The 18293-nt window shown below is 67.4% G+C and carries 22 protein-coding genes; 10 read left to right on the forward strand and 12 right to left on the reverse strand.

Features of this window, described 5'->3' with window-relative positions; all coding sequences use genetic code 11:
- Positions 1–15: 15 nt before the first annotated feature.
- Positions 16–1422 (reverse strand): glucose-6-phosphate dehydrogenase, encoded by a 1407-nt coding sequence (locus KXD96_RS23305; RefSeq protein WP_260740382.1) that lies wholly within the window; start codon positions 1420–1422, stop codon positions 16–18.
- Between the two features lie 128 nt (positions 1423–1550).
- Between KXD96_RS23305 and KXD96_RS23310 the strand changes: the two genes are divergently transcribed.
- Positions 1551–2375: an adenylate/guanylate cyclase domain-containing protein gene (locus tag KXD96_RS23310; protein WP_260740384.1), complete on the forward strand. Its 825-nt coding sequence runs from the start codon at positions 1551–1553 to the stop codon at positions 2373–2375.
- Here the strand turns inward: KXD96_RS23310 and KXD96_RS23315 are convergent.
- Positions 2327–2536: a hypothetical protein gene (locus tag KXD96_RS23315; RefSeq protein ID WP_260740386.1), complete on the reverse strand. Its 210-nt coding sequence runs from the start codon at positions 2534–2536 to the stop codon at positions 2327–2329. The genes KXD96_RS23310 and KXD96_RS23315 overlap by 49 nt on opposite strands.
- A 68-nt stretch (positions 2537–2604) precedes the next feature.
- Here KXD96_RS23315 and KXD96_RS23320 point away from each other — a divergent pair, with 68 nt between their 5' ends.
- From KXD96_RS23320 to KXD96_RS23330, 3 genes are read left to right on the forward strand one after another with little or no spacing between them, the layout of a single operon-like run.
- The gene (locus KXD96_RS23320) at positions 2605–3405 is read left to right on the forward strand and encodes an SDR family oxidoreductase (protein WP_260740387.1); all 801 of its coding nucleotides are present in this window, start codon (positions 2605–2607) and stop codon (positions 3403–3405) included.
- 12 nt (positions 3406–3417) lie between these two features.
- Positions 3418–3789 (forward strand): carboxymuconolactone decarboxylase family protein, encoded by a 372-nt coding sequence (locus KXD96_RS23325; RefSeq protein ID WP_260740390.1) that lies wholly within the window; start codon positions 3418–3420, stop codon positions 3787–3789.
- Positions 3789–4478 carry a chloramphenicol phosphotransferase CPT family protein gene (locus KXD96_RS23330; protein ID WP_260745519.1) on the forward strand — a complete coding sequence of 230 codons (690 nt, stop codon included), beginning with the start codon at positions 3789–3791 and terminating at the stop codon, positions 4476–4478. The genes KXD96_RS23325 and KXD96_RS23330 overlap by 1 nt, the downstream gene beginning before the upstream one ends.
- Here the strand turns inward: KXD96_RS23330 and KXD96_RS23335 are convergent.
- From KXD96_RS23335 to ychF, 6 genes are all read right to left on the reverse strand, one after another.
- Positions 4475–4798: a putative quinol monooxygenase gene (locus KXD96_RS23335; protein WP_260740392.1), complete on the reverse strand. Its 324-nt coding sequence runs from the start codon at positions 4796–4798 to the stop codon at positions 4475–4477. The two genes, KXD96_RS23330 and KXD96_RS23335, sit on opposite strands and share 4 nt — an antisense overlap.
- 309 nt (positions 4799–5107) lie before the next feature.
- Positions 5108–5689: a C40 family peptidase gene (locus KXD96_RS23340; RefSeq protein WP_260740395.1), complete on the reverse strand. Its 582-nt coding sequence runs from the start codon at positions 5687–5689 to the stop codon at positions 5108–5110.
- Between the two features lie 143 nt (positions 5690–5832).
- Entirely contained in the window at positions 5833–6054 is a 222-nt protein-coding gene (locus KXD96_RS23345) for a hypothetical protein (RefSeq protein WP_260740397.1), read from the reverse strand.
- 171 nt (positions 6055–6225) lie between these two features.
- A complete protein-coding gene (locus KXD96_RS23350; protein WP_260740400.1) occupies positions 6226–6624 on the reverse strand; it encodes a VOC family protein in 399 nt (132 codons plus the stop codon).
- 83 nt (positions 6625–6707) lie between these two features.
- The gene (locus tag KXD96_RS23355) at positions 6708–7076 is read right to left on the reverse strand and encodes a hypothetical protein (RefSeq protein ID WP_260740401.1); all 369 of its coding nucleotides are present in this window, start codon (positions 7074–7076) and stop codon (positions 6708–6710) included.
- Between the two features lie 122 nt (positions 7077–7198).
- A complete protein-coding gene (gene ychF / locus KXD96_RS23360; protein ID WP_260740403.1) occupies positions 7199–8272 on the reverse strand; it encodes a redox-regulated ATPase YchF in 1074 nt (357 codons plus the stop codon).
- 132 nt (positions 8273–8404) lie between these two features.
- Between ychF and KXD96_RS23365 the strand changes: the two genes are divergently transcribed.
- Positions 8405–9574: a DUF6542 domain-containing protein gene (locus tag KXD96_RS23365; RefSeq protein WP_260740407.1), complete on the forward strand. Its 1170-nt coding sequence runs from the start codon at positions 8405–8407 to the stop codon at positions 9572–9574.
- Positions 9575–9590: 16 nt separating this feature from the next.
- Here the strand turns inward: KXD96_RS23365 and KXD96_RS23370 are convergent, their stop codons facing one another.
- Positions 9591–10589: a 4-hydroxy-3-methylbut-2-enyl diphosphate reductase gene (locus KXD96_RS23370; RefSeq protein ID WP_260740409.1), complete on the reverse strand. Its 999-nt coding sequence runs from the start codon at positions 10587–10589 to the stop codon at positions 9591–9593.
- 89 nt (positions 10590–10678) lie between these two features.
- Here KXD96_RS23370 and KXD96_RS23375 point away from each other — a divergent pair, with 89 nt between their 5' ends.
- From KXD96_RS23375 to KXD96_RS23395, 5 genes are all read left to right on the forward strand, one after another.
- Complete coding sequence (locus KXD96_RS23375; protein WP_260740411.1) at positions 10679–11266, forward strand: lipid droplet-associated protein; 588 nt, start codon at positions 10679–10681, stop codon at positions 11264–11266.
- Positions 11263–12513, forward strand: a complete 1251-nt coding sequence (gene xseA / locus KXD96_RS23380; protein WP_260740414.1) for an exodeoxyribonuclease VII large subunit — start codon at positions 11263–11265, stop codon at positions 12511–12513. The genes KXD96_RS23375 and xseA overlap by 4 nt, the downstream gene beginning before the upstream one ends.
- Positions 12503–12742, forward strand: a complete 240-nt coding sequence (locus tag KXD96_RS23385; protein ID WP_260740416.1) for an exodeoxyribonuclease VII small subunit — start codon at positions 12503–12505, stop codon at positions 12740–12742. Before xseA ends, KXD96_RS23385 begins: the two co-directional genes overlap by 11 nt.
- 51 nt (positions 12743–12793) lie before the next feature.
- Positions 12794–13912, forward strand: a complete 1119-nt coding sequence (locus KXD96_RS23390; protein WP_260740418.1) for an NAD-dependent epimerase/dehydratase family protein — start codon at positions 12794–12796, stop codon at positions 13910–13912.
- Between the two features lie 84 nt (positions 13913–13996).
- On the forward strand, positions 13997–15157 hold the full coding sequence (locus KXD96_RS23395) for an AI-2E family transporter (RefSeq protein WP_313901595.1): 1161 nt from the start codon (positions 13997–13999) through the stop codon (positions 15155–15157).
- A gap of 9 nt (positions 15158–15166) precedes the next feature.
- On the opposite strand, the gene KXD96_RS23400 is transcribed toward KXD96_RS23395, so the two are convergent.
- From KXD96_RS23400 to KXD96_RS23410, 3 genes are read right to left on the reverse strand one after another with little or no spacing between them, the layout of a single operon-like run.
- Positions 15167–16723, reverse strand: coding sequence for a carboxylesterase/lipase family protein (locus KXD96_RS23400; RefSeq protein WP_260740421.1), 1557 nt, complete (start codon positions 16721–16723; stop codon positions 15167–15169).
- Between the two features lie 15 nt (positions 16724–16738).
- On the reverse strand, positions 16739–17536 hold the full coding sequence (locus tag KXD96_RS23405) for a dienelactone hydrolase family protein (protein WP_260740425.1): 798 nt from the start codon (positions 17534–17536) through the stop codon (positions 16739–16741).
- A gap of 13 nt (positions 17537–17549) precedes the next feature.
- Complete coding sequence (locus KXD96_RS23410) at positions 17550–18248, reverse strand: DUF4245 domain-containing protein (protein WP_260740427.1); 699 nt, start codon at positions 18246–18248, stop codon at positions 17550–17552.
- Positions 18249–18293: the final 45 nt, after the last annotated feature.

Below are 18293 nucleotides of genomic sequence, written 5' to 3' on the forward strand. Positions count from 1 at the left end.
CTCTCCCCGATCTCCTTACTGTGACGACGTGCGCTTGGGCAGCCACGGCTCTTGCCAGCTGCGATGACCATGCAGCAGCGACTGCGCGGCCTCGGGTCCCCACGAGCCCTGGTCGTAGGGGTGGATCCGGCCCGGCTTGTCCAGCACCGGCTGCACGATGCGCCACGTCTCCTCGATGGCGTCCTCCCGGGCGAACAGCTGCCGGTCCCCGGTGAGCGCGGCGTAGAGGAGCCGCTCATAGGGCCGCACGGCTTCCCCGAGGTCTTCGGCGAATGAGGAGTCCAGGTGGACGTCGTGCCATTCGTCGCGGACTTGGGCGGACAGCTGCAGCCGCATGCCGGGATCGGGATCGATGCGCAGCACGATCTGGTTGGGCTCGGGCGGCCGGCGGTTAGGCAGAAACGAAAATCCAGGAACGTGGTGCAGGAACATCCGGACCTCGGTGACCCTCTCCGGCAGCGCCTTTCCGGCGCGCAAGAAGATCGGCACACCGGCCCAGCGCCAGTTGTCGATCTCGGTCCGCAGCGCGATGTAGGTCTCGGTCTGCGAATCCTTCGCCACGCCGTCGACGTCGGTGTAGCCGCGGTACTGGCCGCGTACGCAACGCTCGGGATCCAGCGCCGGCATGGCCCGGAACACCTCGGCCTTCTTGTCGTTCAGGTCGTCGGCGCTGGGACCGACCGGGGGCTCCATGGCGACCAGGGCGAGCACTTGGAGCAGATGGTTTTGCACGACGTCCCGCAGGGCGCCCACCGCGTCGTAGAACTTGCCGCGATCCTCGATGCCGAAATCCTCGGCCATGGTGATGTGGATTTCCGAAATGCTCTCGCGGTCCCACAACTTGGCCAGGCCGTTGTTCGCGAAGCGCAGGTACTGCAGCTCCTCGACGGGTTGCTTGCCCAGGAAGTGGTCCACCCGCAGGATCTGGTCCTCGTCGAGCACCGCGCGCAGCCGGGCATTCAGGTCGCGCGCCGAGGCCAGGTTGTGGCCGAACGGCTTTTCCACCGCGACGCGTGCGCGGTCCAGCAGCTCGGCCTTGGCGAGGCTCTCCACGATCGGCGCGAACAGTGACGGCGGCATTTCCAGGTAGTACAGCGGCCGGCAGTCCGGGCCGATCTTCTTGGCGAGCTGGCCGTACAGCTTTTCGTCGGTGACGTCGCCGTGCAGATAGGACAGCCGGCCCGCGAGCCGGTCGAACACCGCGTCGTCGAACTTCTCACCGGACGCCTTGATGGCCTCTCGAGCCCGCTCCACCAACTTCTCGAGGGGGATGTCGTCACTGGCCACGCCGATGATCGGGATGTCGAGCAACTCTCGCGCCTCGAGCCGGTACAAGGCGCGATACGTCATCTTGCGCGCCAGATCGCCGGTGATGCCGAATATCACCAGCTTGTTCGACGAGTTGCCACCGCCGTCAGCCAAGCCCGCACCTCCGAAAGTCATCCGATCGGCTCTTCCAGACTCACTACCCGCGGCGGTCGGACCTAACACTAGACACCGCGCACAGGCCCGACAACCTCGAACCATCGGCGCCTTGACAGGATGCTTGCGTGGGCGACGTGCTGCATATCACGGTCTACGTCCTGGCCGGTGTCGCCGTGATCGAAGCCGGCGCGCTCGCCGTGCTCTCACGGTTGCTGCTGCGCAGCCGCCAGGAGATCGACGAGCTGCGACACCGGGCCGACGCCCGCAATTGGCTGCTATCGGGCGGCCGCGAGGCCCTCAAGACCGTCTGGAACACCGCAAACGTGGTGCGCAAAGAGGGCTTCGGTGCGGCCGTACGCAGTTCGATCGAAGACCTCGCCGACTGGGCCGAGGTGGAGCGGCCCGACCTGGCGCGGGTCACGCCGGACGGCCGCGTGGTGATCCTGTTCTCCGACATCGAGGAATCGACCGCCCTCAACGAACGCATCGGTGACCGCGCCTGGGTCAAGCTCATCGCGGCACACGACAAGCTGGTGTCAGACCTCGTGCGGCGATGGTCCGGGCACGTGGTCAAGAGCCAGGGCGACGGCTTCATGATCGCCTTCGCCCGCGCCGACCAAGCGGTGCGGTGCGGCATCGACCTGCAGCGCGCGCTACGCAGGGACGCAAAACGCAAGCGGCACCAGGAGATTCGGGTTCGGATCGGCATCCACATGGGTCGCTCGGTGCGCCGCGGTGATGATCTGTTCGGCCGCAACGTCGCGATGGCGGCGCGGGTGGCGGCTCAGGCCGCCGGCGGCGAGATCTTGGTGAGTCAAGCGGTGCGAGACGCCCTTTCCGACTGTGACGACGTCCGGGTCGACGAGGGCCGCGAGGTGGAGTTGAAAGGCTTCTCGGGGAGCTACCGGTTGTTCGCGGTCGATGCCTCTCCGGACCCGGCTGCGGGCTGAGAGGTCTGTGCTTCGTATTCGGCCAGCCTTTCGTGCAGGCGGGACCGCACCTCGTCGGCCGTGTAGGCGCGTCGTTTTCGTTCGTCGCGAACCACCAACGCGCCCCCGGCGACGACGCCGGCGACGCCGGCCAGGCCAATCCACTTCCACACGTTGCGCATGAACACAGCGTATTCGCGCTGTGATTAACTTGTGTGCTCTTGCAACTGAAAACAGGCATCGACGCGTCATGGACACCCTTCGCGACAAGGTCGCCGTCATCACCGGGGCGGCCAGCGGCATCGGCCGCGCGATCGCGCGCGCGCTTTCCGACCGGGGCGCGCACATCGTCGCCGTCGACGTGGACGATGACGGTCTTCGCACCATCGTCGACGAGCTGAACCACGGCGGCCGCGGCCCCCTGCCGCGGCACGCGGACGTCTCGGAATCGGGCGCCTTCGAAGGCATTCGCGACGCGGCGCTGCAGCGGTTCGGCCGGGTCGACATCGTCGTCAACAACGTCGGCGTGCTGACGAACGGCCTGCCGCAAGATATTCCGCTCAGCGAGTGGCAACGCATCCTGGACATCAACCTGATGTCGGTGGTGCGCAGCAACGCGGCCTTCCTGCCCCTGCTGCTCGGCCAAGGCAGCGGACATCTGGTCAACACCGCCTCTCTCGCCGGACTTTTCACCTATTCCTACGACCGGCTGCCGTATGCGGCCACCAAGGCGGCCCTCGTGCAGATCAGTGAGGGTCTCGCAATCTATCTGCGTCCCAAGAACATTGGTGTGACACTGCTGTGTCCGGGACCGGTGCTGACCAATATCGCGGCGGCGGTGCCGAGCTTCGGCGGCGGCGCACCGCTGCGCACCCCCGGCGAACAGTTCGAGTTGCTCGATCCCACGGTAGTCGGCGAGCTGGTCGCCGACGCGATCCTGCGCAACCGATTCTTCGTGCCCACCCATCCGCATGTCGTCGACGAGTTGCGCCGCCGCGTTGACGACTGGGACGCCTACATCGACTACCAGATCTCTCGTGAACCCGATTGAAAGGCATCGCCAATGGCTGACGCACGCACCGAAGGGCTGAACGTGTTCAAGGACATGCTGCCCGGCCTGATCCCCGATGAGGCCACCACCATGCGCGACGGCGGTATCGCCGACGAACTCGGCGACTTGGGCCTCGACCACGTCTTCGGCGCGTTGTGGACGCGACCGGGCCTGGATCGCCGTTCGCGCAGCCTGGTGACGCTCGGCGCGCTCATCGCCCTGCGCGCCGCCGAGGAGCTGAAATTCCACTTCCCGATCGCGCTGCGCAACGGGCTGAGCATCGCGGAGCTCGAAGAGGTGATCTACCACATGACGGGCTACGCCGGCTATCCCGCCGCCGCGACCGCGCGCAACGTCGCGCGCGAAGTACTTGGCGGTTCATGATGCTGACCCTCGACCAAGCGCTGAACGAGACTCGCACCGGCGATCTTTGGCTGTTTCGTGGCCGCTCCGGCCCCGACCGCGCGATTCAGACGTTGACGAACGCACCGGTGAATCACGTCGGCATGACGGTGGCCATCGACGATCTGCCGCCGTTGATCTGGCATGCCGAGTTGGGCGACAAGCTCGTCGATATGTGGACCGGCAGCAATCACCGGGGCGTCCAGCTCAACGATCTGCGCCAGGCCGTCGTCCAGTGGACTCAGCGTTACCAGCAGCGGTGCTGGCTGCGTCAGCTGACGCCCCACCCCACCCGCGACCAGGAAAACAAGCTTCTGCGGGTCATCGCGCGGATGGACGGCACCGCGTTTCCCACCACAGCTCGGCTGACCGGACGCTGGTTTCGCGGCCGGATCCCGACCCTTTACGACTGGGTGCGGGGAATCCCGGTGGTGGACAGCAAGGTTCGCGAGCAGAACCGGCGCCGCCGGGAGGAACGCAAGATGAGCCTTTCCACGGCCTATTGCGCGGAGACAGTGGCGATCACCTACGAGGAAATGGGACTGCTCAACACGGACAAGAACGCGAACTGGTTCGACCCGGGCAAGTTCTGGAGTGGCGACACGCTTCCACTGGCGCCGGGCTACCAACTGGGCAGCGAAATCGCCGTGACGGTAAGCGAAGTCGGCTAGCCGACCGACATCTCCTCCAATTCCGACCATCCCGTCGCGTCGATCGTCTGGTTGATGATCTTCGGGGTGGATGTCAGGGCCTGCGACAGCTCTTGCATCGCCCGCTTGAAGTGATCGCTGTTGACGTGGAGGGCGCCCGCCTCGTCGTCACGGAACGCCTCCACCAACACGTACTCCGCCGGGTTGTCCAGGCTGCGCGACCACTCGAACCACAGGTTGCCGTCCTCCGCGCGGGTGGCGGCGGTGAACGAGGCGACGAGTTGGGGCCAGCGGTCCGTCCACTCGGGCTTGGTCTCGAACTTGACGACGATGAAGATCATGGCCGGTACCCGCCTAGCTCGCTGCCGAAGTTAAGCCCGCTCGATCAGGGCGAGCAGCGCCAGCATATCCGCCCGTGTCACCGCCTTGCCAGCAAAGTGTGCCCCGGGCGTCCTAATCGACGCCCGGGGCGCACTGTCGCATTGATTCCACACTAATCGCGAACCGCTGACCGGCCGCACGAAGTGGCCTGGATCACAAACTTTGCGTGACCGGTAGTATTTCACTTCGCATTGGGGCCTGCTCCATTAACGTGTCCTATAGATGTCTAATAGCCAAGCAATGATTGAGGCCTTCGCGAATTCAATTCGTTAGGGATTCGCAATTCCGGGATCACCGGGCGGCGGCAGTTCGGGCGCCGGCGGGCCCGGAGCTTCGGGCGGCGCGGGTGCGGCGGCGTCGACCAGGACGGGCGGCGCGGGTGCGGCGGCGTCGACCAGGACGGGCGGCGCATCCGGTGGCGGCGGCGCATCCGGCGGCGGGGGCGCATCCGGCGGCAGGGGAAGAACGCCCTCGCCTTCCGGCGGCATCGGCAGGAACATGTGGTGCGTAAACCCGGCCTGGTAGGCGCCGGCGCCACCAATGCGCACGCCACCGCGCTCACCGCTGGCCACCGGGGTTCCGTCCGGCAGGGTCGCTGCCGTGTGGCCGCCGTTCCACCCGATCACGAGGGCATTGGGAGCGGTCCCATATTGAAAACCGCGCGCCAACAATGCCGCCTCTTCATTGCCCGTGTTGAATCGGTTGCCGAAGACCGGCCTGTCCGATGCTGCGTTGGCAACCCAGGAAACGAGTCCCGAGCAATCCGTCCCGGCGGGAGAATCCCCACCGGGAATGTAAGGCGTCCCGGAAACCTGATTAATCAATGACATCAATGTTGCTAGTACTACCATGGCCGGCGACGCTAGCAATAGCAGTTATTGTTCGCAAAAATTTGTGGCCTAGGTCATTCGCGAACCGGATAATGGTCTTCGCCGCACTTACAGTAAATCCGGTAAAGCGTTAGGTCGCGCTACCAGCAAACGTCTGCGCGGGCTCAGTTGTAGTCGGGCCCGCGTTCGGTATCCGCCATCTCCCGGTCGATGTCGGCCTGCTCTCGCTGGGCCGTGGCCGTCTTGCGGTTCGCTTCTTCGTCCAGGCGGCGGCGTCGGTCCCGGTCACGCTCTTCGGCATTGCCCTCGCGTTCGTCTGCTAGTCGCTCGCGATCGTCCGCGATCTCGTCCCGCTGGTCGGCGAGATGATCTCGTCGATCAGCCAACCACCGCACCTTCTGACTTCGACCTCGCGCTCTTTGAGCGCCTCCTCGCGCTCGTCAAGCGAGCGACCACGACTTACCTTAACGCCGCGCCGGCCCGCCGCGCCCGGGCGCTTCGGCGCGGAGGCATCCTTGGCCGAAACCCCATGCCCCATCGACGTGCCCACCCGACAGTCAGATTCCGAACTTGGCGCGGGCCTCGTCGGTGATCGGAGTGAACAGGTTGACGAGGTTGCCGTCCGGGTCCCGAAGCAGGAGTGCGCGATTGCCCCACGGCATGGTGGTCGGTGTTGTCACGACCTCGGCGACGCGCTCGTACAGCCGCTCGTATTCCGCGTCGACGTCATCGACCATGAACTCCACGATCGCGCTGCGGTTGGCCGCGGGTTCGGCAGATCCAGCCCCAAACAGCGGCACGGTCTTGTCGCTGCCGATGGCCAGCGTGCCAACAGGAGTCGGAATCTCGGCGAAAAGCTCGTTGCCCCATACCGCCGGGACCTGGGTGACCGTCTCATAGAAATCGACCAGCCGGTTGACGTCGGCGGTGATGATGCGGGTGGAAACGAACTCCATGGGACCCTCCCGACTGCGGTGACGTGCACGCTCGTGCGACGAGGGCATGCTACGGAGCACCACCGACAAGGAGGCGCGATCGACTAGACCGGGGTCCAGATCCCGTTGTTCCAGAACCCCCAATTGCCTGCGCCGGTCGGGTTCCACATCAACTGGGCTCCGGGTGCCCACGACGGTGGAAGTGGTGGCGGCGGCGCCCATGCCGGCGGCGGACCCCATGGGCCGGCACCGGCCGGGAAACTCTGGCCCGCCGGACCCTGCCAGTCGTGGCATTGATTCCAATCCCAGTTGTAGACGTTGCCCCAGCTCGGGTCCCATGGATTGCCCGGGCACCAATGAAAGGTCGGGGCCGGTGCCGCCTGGGCCGGGCCGCCAAGCAGCCCCAGTCCGCAAGCCACCAGAATGCCGGTGCCCCGGCGGATCCACCGTCTCGTTCGCTCGACAGTCGCCATCCGACCAGCATGGTCGAGCCGCGACCCGCCCGCTAGGCCGCGGCGCCGCAAGTGTGAGCCCTACGCACGAAAATTCCGTCGATGGCGTGCACAGCCCTCACGTTCGGCGGATCCGCGTACATCTAGACGTTGAAGCGGAACTCCACCACGTCGCCGTCGGCCATGACGTAGTCCTTGCCCTCCATCCGGACTTTGCCGGCCGCCTTGGCCGCCGCCATGGAGCCGGCGGCGATCAGGTCGTCGTAGGACACGATCTCGGCCCTGATGAAGCCCTTTTCGAAGTCGGTGTGGATCACCCCGGCGGCCTTCGGCGCGGTGTCACCCTGGTGAATCACCCACGCGCGCGCCTCTTTTGGGCCGGCGGTGAGGAACGTCTGCAGCTTGAGGGTGTGGAAGCCGGCGCGGGCCAGTGCGTCGAGCCCGCGTTCGGTCTGCCCGATCGACGCCAGCAGTTCGGCGGCCGATTCATCGTCGAGCTCGTTCAGCTCGGCCTCGATGGCCGCGTCCAGGAACACCGCGTCGGCGGGCGCCACCAGCTGCCGCAGTTCGGCGATCCGCGCCGCGTCGGTCAGCACCGCCTCGTCGGCGTTGAAGACATACAGAAAGGGCTTGGTGGTCAACAGGTTCAGCTCCCGCAGCAGTGACGCATCCACCCCGGCGCCGAACAGCGTCTTGCCGCAATTCAACGTCTCCTGGGCGGCCACCGCCGCGTCGTACACCGGCCTGCGCTCCTTGCTGGTGCGGGCCTCCTTCTCCAGCCGCGGCAGGGCGCGCTCCAGGGTCTGCAGGTCGGCCAGGATCAGCTCGGTCTCGACGACCTCGATGTCGGATTTGGGATCCACCTGCCCGGCCACGTGGGTCACGTCGTCGTCGGAAAACACCCGGACCACCTGACAGATGGCGTCGCATTCGCGGATGTGGGCCAGGAACTTGTTGCCGAGCCCGGCCCCCTCGGACGCTCCCTTGACGAGGCCGGCGATGTCGACGAACGTCACCGGCGCCGGCACGATGCGCTCGGATGAAAAAAGCTCGGCCAGCTTGTCCAGTCGGGGATCCGGGAGCGGAACGACACCCTCGTTCGGTTCGATCGTCGCGAAAGGGTAGTTGGCCGCCACCACGTTATTGCGGGTCAGCGCGTTGAACAGAGTCGACTTACCGACGTTGGGCAGACCCACGATTCCCAGGCTCAGGCTCACAGGGACCCAAGTCTAGGGGGTCGGCCGCTGTAGGAGCTTTCGTGCGCCTCACCGGCTCCGCCACGTGGCACGCCACGGGATCGCTACGAGGTATTTACGGGCCTTTCGGCCCATTGCCGGTACGGTCGACATGTGTCAGGACAGCGGGCAACGTCGAGGGTGGAGGCCTCCCACCGCTCGATCCACCCAGATATCCCAGGTGTGCCGTGGTATGCCGCCCTGCTACTCGCCGTCACCGCCACGGCGATCGGTTATGGAATCGACGCCGGCCACAAGGAGCTGACCCATGTCTTCGCCGGCTTCTATATAGCCGGCTGCGTGGCGGCCGTGCTCGCGGTGCGCCAGGACGGGCTGTTCACCGCGATCATCCAGCCCCCGCTGATACTTTTCTTCGCGGTGCCCGGCGCCTACTGGTTGTTTCACGATGGCAAGGTTGGCCATCTCAAGGATCTGCTGATCAACTGCGGCTATCCGCTCATCGAGCGCTTCCCGCTGATGCTGGGAACCGCCGGCGTCGTGCTGCTGATCGGGTTGGCCAGGTGGTATTTCGGGATGGCGCAGCGGACGGCCGCGGCGCCGGACACCTCCGGCGACGCGGAGCCCACCGACGTCAAGTCCGTCATCGGCGGCCTCGTCGCCAAACTGCGGGCGATTCTGGGCCCGGAATCCGGAGACGACGCCGACGAGGCAACGCCCGCCAAGGAGCGGCGCGGCCGCGGGGCCGGTTCCGCGCCGCGGGCCCGCCGGACGGCGCGCAGCGATCGGACCGCCGCCCGCCCCGCCCGAGCGCATTCCCGGCATACCCGGCAAGACGGGGACGAACCGGGCGAGCGGCGCTCGAATCGGAGAGGCTCGGCGACCGCCCGGGATCACGACACCGCGGAACCGCCCGGCCGGTCGCGGCGCCGCCCCCGGCCGGAGGCCGATCCCGCCCCGCGCGGCCAATCGCCCCGGGAAGGCCGCCGCGAGCCGCGCACCCGCCGCAGCCCCTACGAGCGCCCTTACGAGCAGCCCTTCGAGCAGCCAAGGCCGCGCAGCAGCCGTTTCGATGGCCCAGACCGCTACGGGGACTCGTACGACCCGCCGCGCTTCGGCCGCTACGACAGCTACGAGCCGGCCTACGAGCCGCGCCGACGCCGTCCCGCCCCGAACGGCAACAACGGGACGCATCACCCCATCTCGCAGGTCCGCTACCGGGGGTCCGCCTCACCGGGCGACCCGGCAGCCGAGCGCCGGAACCGCTCTCGGGCGTATGGCCGGTCCCAGCGACCGCCGATGGAATCCTGGGAATACGACGTCTGAGCGCCGCCCGGCAGGATCAGGGTAGTGAGCGGATCTCGCGCGGCAGCGCGAACACCAGGGTCTCCTGTGCCGTGGTGACGGGTTGCACCACGTCGTAGCCGTGGTCGGCGAGCCGCTCGAGCACGCCGCGCACCAACACCTCGGGGACGGACGCACCGGAGGTCACGCCCACGGTGGTCACCCCTTCGAACCAGGCGGGGTCGATATCGTCGGCCCAGTCGACGAGGTGGGCGGCCGCGGCGCCGGCGCCCAGTGCGACCTCGACCAGGCGCACCGAGTTCGAGGAGTTCCGGGAGCCGACGACGATCACCAGCTGGCACTCGGGGGCCATCGCCTTGACGGCCACCTGCCGGTTCTGGGTCGCGTAACAAATGTCGTCGCTGGGCGGATCCTGCAGCTTCGGGAACCGTTGCCGCAGCCGCTCGACAATTTCCATGGTCTCGTCGACGGACAGCGTGGTCTGCGACAGCCACACCACCTTGTTCTCGTCCCGGACCGTCACGTGGTCCACCGCGGCGACCCCGTCCACGAGCTGGACGTGGTCGGGCGCTTCGCCGGAGGTTCCAATGACCTCCTCGTGCCCCTCGTGACCGATCAGCAGGATGTCGTAGTCGTTGCGGGCGAATCGCCTGGCCTCGTTGTGCACCTTGGTCACCAGCGGACAGGTGGCGTCGATGGTGTGCAGGTTGCGTTCGGCGGCGGCGGCGTACACCGTCGGCGCCACCCCGTGCGCGGAGAACACCACGATCGATCCCTCGGGCACTTCGTCGGTCTCCTCGACGAACACCGCGCCGGCCTTCTCCAGGGTGTTCACCACGTGCCGGTTGTGCACGATCTCGTGGCGCACGTACACCGGCGCACCGTGCTTTTCCAGCGCGCGTTCGACCGTCTCGACGGCCCGGTCCACGCCCGCGCAGTAGCCACGCGGCTCGGCCAGAAGCACTCGCTTGCGGACGGGATCGCTGGCTACCGAGCTGGACGCACCGGGAATTCCCATGTCGACAGTCGGCGGCATGACACCCAGGGTACGTTCCGCCGACACGGGGTCGCCAGCTCGCGCCGGCGAGCTTGGAGTTAGCCGCGGCTTGAGGCAGTCTTGGTCACATGGCTCACGCACCCTACGGAGTTCGGCTGCTGGTCGGCGCGGCGACAGTCGCCGTCGAGGAGACGCTGAAGCTGCCGAAAACCATCCTGATGTACCCGATGACGTTGGCCAGTCAGGCGGCGCACCTTGTGATGGTTTTTCAGCAGAACCTGGCCGAGCTGGTGATCAAGGGCGACAGCACCCTGGAGGCCATCTTCCCCCCGAAGGACGAGCAGCCGGAATGGGCAACCTTCGACGAGGACCTGCCCGACGCCGTCGAAGCGCCCGGCCCCGCCGACGCCGGCATCGGCGAGAACGACCGCCGAACCGAGGGACGGTTCGCGTTGTACTCCCTGGCCGACGCCGCCTCCGATGCCGCCCCGTTGAAACAGGGCCGGAAATCGACGGACGCCCCGGCGGCTCCGCAACCGTCGGTGGTGGCCGAGCTGGACTATGCGGCCCTGACCCTGGCGCAGCTGCGGGCCCGGCTGCAATCGCTGAGCGTCGACGAACTCGAAGCCCTGCTGGCCTACGAGCAGGCCACCAAGGCCCGCGCGCCTTTTCAGACGCTGCTGGCCAACAGGATCACCCGCGCGAACGCGAAGTGACGCCGGCCGCACAGTCCGAACCGAACTCCGCCGAAAACCCATTTCCGGTGCGCGCGGTGGCCATTCGGGTCGCGGGCTGGATCGACAAACTCGGCACGGTGTGGGTCGAGGGGCAGCTCGCCCAGATCAGCGCGCGGCCCGACTCCAAGACGGTGTTCATGGTGTTGCGCGACCCGGCGGCCGACATGTCGCTGACCGTGACCTGTTCGCGCGACCTGGTGGCCAACGCTCCGGTGAAATTGGCCGAGGGCACGCAGGTGGTGGTCTGCGGCAAGCCCTCGTTCTACACCGGTCGGGGCACATTCTCGTTGCGGCTCAGCGAGATTCGCGCCGTTGGCGTGGGCGAGCTGCTGGCCCGCATCGATCGGCTGCGCCGCCTGCTGGACGCCGAGGGACTCTTCGACCTCCGGCTCAAGCGACCAATTCCATTCCTGCCCAACATGATCGGCCTGATCACGGGTCGGGCCAGTGCCGCCGAACGCGACGTCACGACGGTGGCGACCGGACGCTGGCCCGGGGTCCGTTTCGCGGTGCGCAACACCGCGGTCCAGGGGCCCAACGCGGTGGCGCAGATCGTCGAAGCGCTGTCCGAACTCGACCGCCACGCGGAGGTCGACGTCATCGTGGTGGCCCGCGGCGGCGGCAGCGTGGAGGACCTGTTGCCGTTCTCCGACGAGACGCTGTGCCGCGCCATCGCGGCGTGCCGCACCCCGGTGATCAGCGCGGTCGGTCACGAACCCGACAATCCGCTGTGCGACCTGGTCGCCGACCTGCGTGCCGCCACCCCCACCGACGCGGCCAAGAAGGTGGTTCCCGACACCGCCGCCGAGCAACGCCTGATCGACGACTTTCGTCGGCGCAGCGCGCAGGCGCTGCGCAATTGGGTGTCGCGCGAACAACGCGCGCTGGCCCAGCTGCGCAGCCGGCCGGTGCTCGCCGAGCCGCTGGCGGCCCTGACGGCGCGCGCCGACGAGATTCACCGCGCCCGCTCGGCGATTCGCCGCGACGTCACCCGGCTGGCCGCGGCCGAGACCGAACGCGTCGGTCACCTCAGCGCGCGGCTCGCGACGCTAGGCCCGGCCGCCACGCTGGCCCGCGGCTATGCGGTGGTGCAGGCGGTGCCGGGCTCCGGGCCGCCGGTGGTGCTGCGGTCGGTCGCCGACGCGCCCGCGGGTAGCCGGCTGCGGGTGCGGGTTGCCGACGGCGCGATCGCAGCGGTGAGCGAAGGGCGGACCGATGGCGCCTAGCGGAGACGAACAGTCAATTACGCCCATTAGTCAGCTCGGGTACGAAGCGTGCCGCGACGAACTGATCGAAGTCGTGCGCCTGCTGGAGCAGGGCGGCCTGGATCTCGATGAGTCGCTGAAATTGTGGGAAAGGGGCGAACAACTGGCCAAAAGATGTGAAGAGCACTTAGCTGGAGCCCGCAAGCGCATCGAGGATGCGCTTGCCTCCGGCCAGGCGGACGAAGCCTGACTGCGGCGGCCTAAGCTATGACGTTTTTCGAAATTGGAACACGTTTCAGTTATGCTTCGGCCCATGGCTGATGCAGCACTGACCACCGAACTGGGCCGCGTCCTGGTCACCGGCGGCTCCGGATTCGTCGGCGCCAACCTGGTCACCACCCTGCTGGAGCGCGGGTATTGGGTGCGGTCGTTCGACCGTGCGCCGTCACCGCTTGCCCAGCACCCCAACCTGGAGGTGCTCGAGGGGGACATCACCGACACGGCGGTGTGCGCCCGGGCGGTGGACGGCATCGACACCGTCTTCCACACCGCGGCGATCATCGACCTGATGGGCGGTGCGTCGGTGACCGACGCGTACCGGCAACGCAGCTTCGCGGTCAACGTCGGCGGAACCGAGAACCTGGTGCACGCCGGGCAGGCGGCCGGAGTGAAGCGATTCGTCTACACCTCGTCCAACAGCGTGGTGATGGGCGGCCAGAACATCCCCGGCGGGGACGAGACGCTGCCCTACACCGACCGGTTCAACGACCTGTATAGCGAGACCAAGGTCATCGCCGAGCGGTTCGTCCTGTCGCAGAACGGTATTGGCGGCATGCTGACATGCGCGATCCGGCCCAGCGGGATCTGGGGCCGCGGCGACCAGACGATGTTCCGCAAGCTGTTCGAAAGCGTGATCGCCGGCCACGTCAAGGTGCTCATCGGCCGCAAATCGGCGCGGCTGGATAACTCATACGTGCACAACCTGATTCACGGTTTCATCCTGGCCGCCCAGCACCTTGTCCCCGGCGGTACCGCGCCCGGTCAGGCGTACTTCATCAACGACGACGAACCGATCAACATGTTCGAGTTCGCCCGGCCGGTGGTCGAGGCCTGCGGCGTGAGCTGGCCCCGGGTGCGGGTGAACGGCCCCATGGTCCGCGTGGCGATGACCGGTTGGCAGCGGCTGCACTTCCGCTTCGGCATACCCGCGCCGCTGCTCGAACCGCTGGCCGTCGAGCGGCTTTATCTGGACAACTACTTCTCCATCGCCAAGGCGCGCCGCGATCTCGGCTACGAACCCCTGTTCACCACCGAGCAAGCGTTGTCGGAATGCCTGCCGTACTACGTCGACATGTTCCAGCGGATGAAAACTCAAGCGGAGGTGGGGGCCTCGAAGCCGACGGTCGGCGAGAGGAAGTAAACCTGCTCGGCGGACGCTGACGAAAACACAGCCCCGGGGCTAAGGTTCCCTCAGCGACGACGACGCGGAGGGCGGCCCGGTTGCATGAATACCGAATTCACGCTCAACCAAAAGCGCGCCCTGGCGATACTGACGGCGATCGCCCTGCTGTTCGGTGCCTACTTTCTGCGCGACTACTTCGTGTTGATCGTCGTGGCGGCGGTCGGGGCCTACCTATTCACACCGCTGTTCAATCGGCTCAACCGGCGGCTGGGCACCGGCTTGGCGGCGACCTGCACCCTGTTGTCCGCTCTGCTGATCGTCATCGTGCCAGTCACGCTCTTGGTGATGCTGGCGATCGTCCAGATCTCGCGCATGATCGACAGCATCACCGAGTGGGTGAAGTCGACAGACCTGAGCGAGCTTGGCAACCGTGCCCTACACGCGGTGAACGAGCTGCTGTCTCGGGTTCCCTTCGCGCACATGATGATAACCACGGAAACGCTGCGCAAGGCGATGGTCACGGTGGGCCGCAATGTCGGTGAATGGGCCCTGCACTTCCTGCAGGGCGCCGTCGGCGGTCTCGCCGGCGCCGTCACGTCGGCCATCATCTTTCTGTACGTGTTCGTGGCGCTGTTGGTGCACCGCGAGCGGGTACGAAAATTGATCGCCGAGCTCAACCCCCTCGGCGACGAGGTCACGGATCTGTACCTGGGCAGGGCCGGAGCGATGGTGCGCGGCACCGTCAGCGGTCAGTTCGTGATAGCGCTCTGCCAGGGCGTCGCGGGCGCCGCGTCCATCTATGTCGCCGGCTTCCACCACGGCTTCTTCATCTTCGCGGTCCTGCTGACCGCGTTGTCGATCATTCCGCTGGGCGGCGGGATCGTGACCATACCGTTCGGCATCGGGATGATCTTCTACGGCAACATCGCCGGCGGCGTGTTTGTCGTGCTCTGGCACCTCGTCGCGGTCACCAACATCGACAACTTCCTGCGCCCCATCCTCGTTCCGCGTGACGCGCGGCTGAATCCGGCGCTCATGCTGCTGTCCGTGTTCGCCGGCATCGCCATGTTCGGCCCCTGGGGCATCGTCATCGGCCCGGTCTTGATGATTCTCATCGTCACCACCGTCGAGGTGTATCTGGTGGTGTTCAAGGGGGCCGGACTGGCCACGCCCGAACCACCACCGGGCGAGTCACAACCCTTCCACCGCAATTGGTTTCGCCGGCGGGCAAAGTCGGGCGCCGCGCGGTCAGTCGCCGAATGAGACCCGCGGCTACCGGAAGCCCACCATCTGGCTGCCCCAGGCCGCCAGGATATTCGCATCCACATCGCGGGCGACCGTGTCGCGCCCGTCGATGATGAGGCAGGCGCGGTCGGCCTGCCGGTAGGGCCTCCACTCCGGCTCGCCGTCCGGGCCCGCGGGCTGCGACCGCGCGGCGAAGTTGATCCAGCGGGTCCGCATCCTCTTGGAGACCGCCTTGGCGGTTTTGCTGCCGCCCAGTTTCAACGTGGGATCCTTCGGCGCCCCGAGAGTGCCCCAGACGTATGGCAATTCGGTCGCGTGGGCGGCCCTGACCAGCGCCACCTTCAGCAACGGGGTCGAGTAGTCGAACCGATAGAGATACACCGGCGCCACCGCGCTGTGCCCCTCGGCCAGCCAGACCGAGGGCATCCGGAACCCCACGTCGGTCGCGATGCTCATGCTGCGCGCCTTGCGGCGCAGGCGGGAATGCGAGTACGCCGAACCGATCTCCTCCGGCGTCGGCAATTGCAGGTCCGGCTGCTCGGCGGCGATCTGGGAAAACATCGACGTGATCGCGTGCGGTGTGATCGGCATCAGCGGCGAGCGCATCAGCCGGAACAGCGCCGCCTCATGCTTGTTGGTCCCGATGATCAACGGGACCGGATGCGAGCCGCCCTCCTGCGCCACCTTGACCGGGTAGTCGTGCAGCAGGTCGCGGTCGACGATCGGGACGAACGCGAGCGTGCCCGGGTTGCGCACGGGCACTTCGTCGAACACCTGCTGGGAAGCGGACAGGATCGCGGCGTTGGGCACCTCGCGCAACCGCTGCGCGTCGGACTCGGCGATGCCCAGCTTCTCGAGCAGGCTGGCCGCGACCCGGCGGCCCCGGTCGCGGTCGTAAACCGAGGTGGCCGGGGAGCTTTGGGCGATCGCGGCCGAGAACAGGCCCCCGGCCGCCGGGACGGCGAGCAGTGTCGTGACGATGCCGGCGCCGGCGGACTCACCGAACACCGTGACCCGGCCGGGATCGCCGCCGAACGCGGCGATGTTCTCGCGCACCCAGCGCAGGGCGGCCAGGACGTCGTGCAGCCCGACGTTGGAGTCGAAACGCCGCCGGCCGGTATCCAACGACGACAGGTCGACAAAGCCCAGCGCGCCGAGCCGGTAGTTGACCGTCACCACGATGACGTCGCCACCGCCGACCAACCGGCGGCCATCGTAGAGCACCTGGCTGCCGGATCCCAGGACGTAGGCGCCGCCGTGCAGCCACACCATCACTGGCTTTGCCTCCCCGGGTTCGGTGTCCGCCGACGCCCAGATGTTCAGCCGCAGGCAGTCCTCGCCCTGCGGCGCGCCCAGATCGAGGGGCATGTTGCGGAAGACCGGCTGGGGGCAGGCGGGGCCGAAGGAGGTGGCGTCGGCGACCTCGGTCCACCTCTCCGGCGGCTGTGGGACCCGGAAGCGCAGGTCACCGACGGGCGGGGCGGCGTACCGGACGCCCTTCCACGCGCTGACGCGGCCCTCGACCGAGCCCCGGACGGGGCCGAAGGTGGTTTCGACCACCCGGTCTTTGGTCGTCGTCGTCATGCGTGTCGCGCTTCCCTAGCCAAGACGCTGCGTGAGGAACTCGACTACCCGCTTGCGGGCCTCGTAAGCCGGCTGGCCGTCGACTTCGCGGACCTCGTCGGTCAGCACGGAGTGCGCCCGCTTGGCGAAACCGCCCACATTTCCCGGGCCGGAGTCGATCTCGATGACCTCGAACGCGTCACCGAGTCGCTCCTTGAGCACCGCGAACCGTTCGCGGGGCACGACGCTGTCCTCGCTGAACCGCAGGCCCATCGCGCAGAGGCCCTCGTTGGCGCAGCGATCGGCCACCGTGGCCAGTTCGGATTCGCTCAGACCGGGATCCCGACGCCGCGCGCGACCCAACGGCAACGGTACCGACGGCTGCGAGAGCACGGGAGCCAGGACGGCGTCGTCGACGGCGACGGCCAGCGCGAAACCGCCCGTGAAGCATTGACCGATCACGCCGACGCCCTTGCCCGGCGTCGACGCATTGAGGTCGCGGGCCAGCGCGCGCAAAAACAGCGACACCGGCCGCTGCTTGTTCGTCGCGAACGCCGCGAATTCCCTTGCCACACAAGCCCTGCTGATGGTGGCCAGCGTGTATCCGACGGTCACCGGCTTGCCCGGCTCACCGAACAGCGACGGCATCGCGACGGTGAAACCGTTGTCCACCAGGTGATTGCCCAGGGCCAGCACACCGGGATGGATCCCGGGGATCTCGGGAATCAGCACCACTCCGGGGCCGCTGCCCTTGCGGTAGACGTCGTGGGTGTAGCCGCCACCGGTGAACGGCGCCATCGACCATCCGGACAGATCCGCTTGCGGTGCAGTCACGCTCGGCCTTCCTTCAGCGCGCGGGTAAGGGTGGCTGCGATTGCGTCGCCAAAGCCAGCGTACGGAACTGATCGGTGTCGCCGGCACCGGTTATCGCGATTTGGGCGGCCCCGGACGGGCCGGTGAGCCGGGTGGTCCACACCGGTTCGGCGTCCGCCCCGCTTTGGCCGGCGCCGTGGTAGACGATCCAGTTGGTCCCGGCCACGTCGACCGTTCCGGCCGGATACGCCGACGAATGGATCGAGCTCACCAGTTTGTCCTCGTCGGCGTTGCTCTGCGTCAGGCTCAGGTACATCCCGGTCGGGCTGATGTAGCCGACGACCGAGGTGGCCGCGTTCAGCCGTTGACCGGTGGGGGGGCCGGTGCGGCCGCCCTGGATCCCGCCGCGGCTCCCGGAGTTGGCCTGCCAGCCGGCGGGCAGCTTGGGCAGCCGGATGGGAAAGCCGAGGGTCGCGGCATCGGCCCGCAGGGCCGCCGCCGCGTCGTAGGACGGGACCGCGCCCTGGTGGCTGCCGGGCTGGAACGAGCACATGCCCACCACGCCGGCGAGCAGAATGCAGCCGAGCACCAGCGGCATCAGCGACCAGAACATGTCGCGGCCGTCCTGCAGCAACCGCGGCTTGGCCGGCCTGGCAGCCGGCCCGGCCGCCGGGGCAGGTTCGCCGGCTACATAGGCGTCCGAGCTGGCATTCAGCGGCGGCTCTTCGGTCATCCCCCAAGTATCCCAGTTCCAGCAGACCGATCCGCTTCTGGGACA

Source organism: Mycobacterium sp. SMC-2, assembly GCF_025263485.1.
GTDB lineage: Bacteria > Actinomycetota > Actinomycetes > Mycobacteriales > Mycobacteriaceae > Mycobacterium.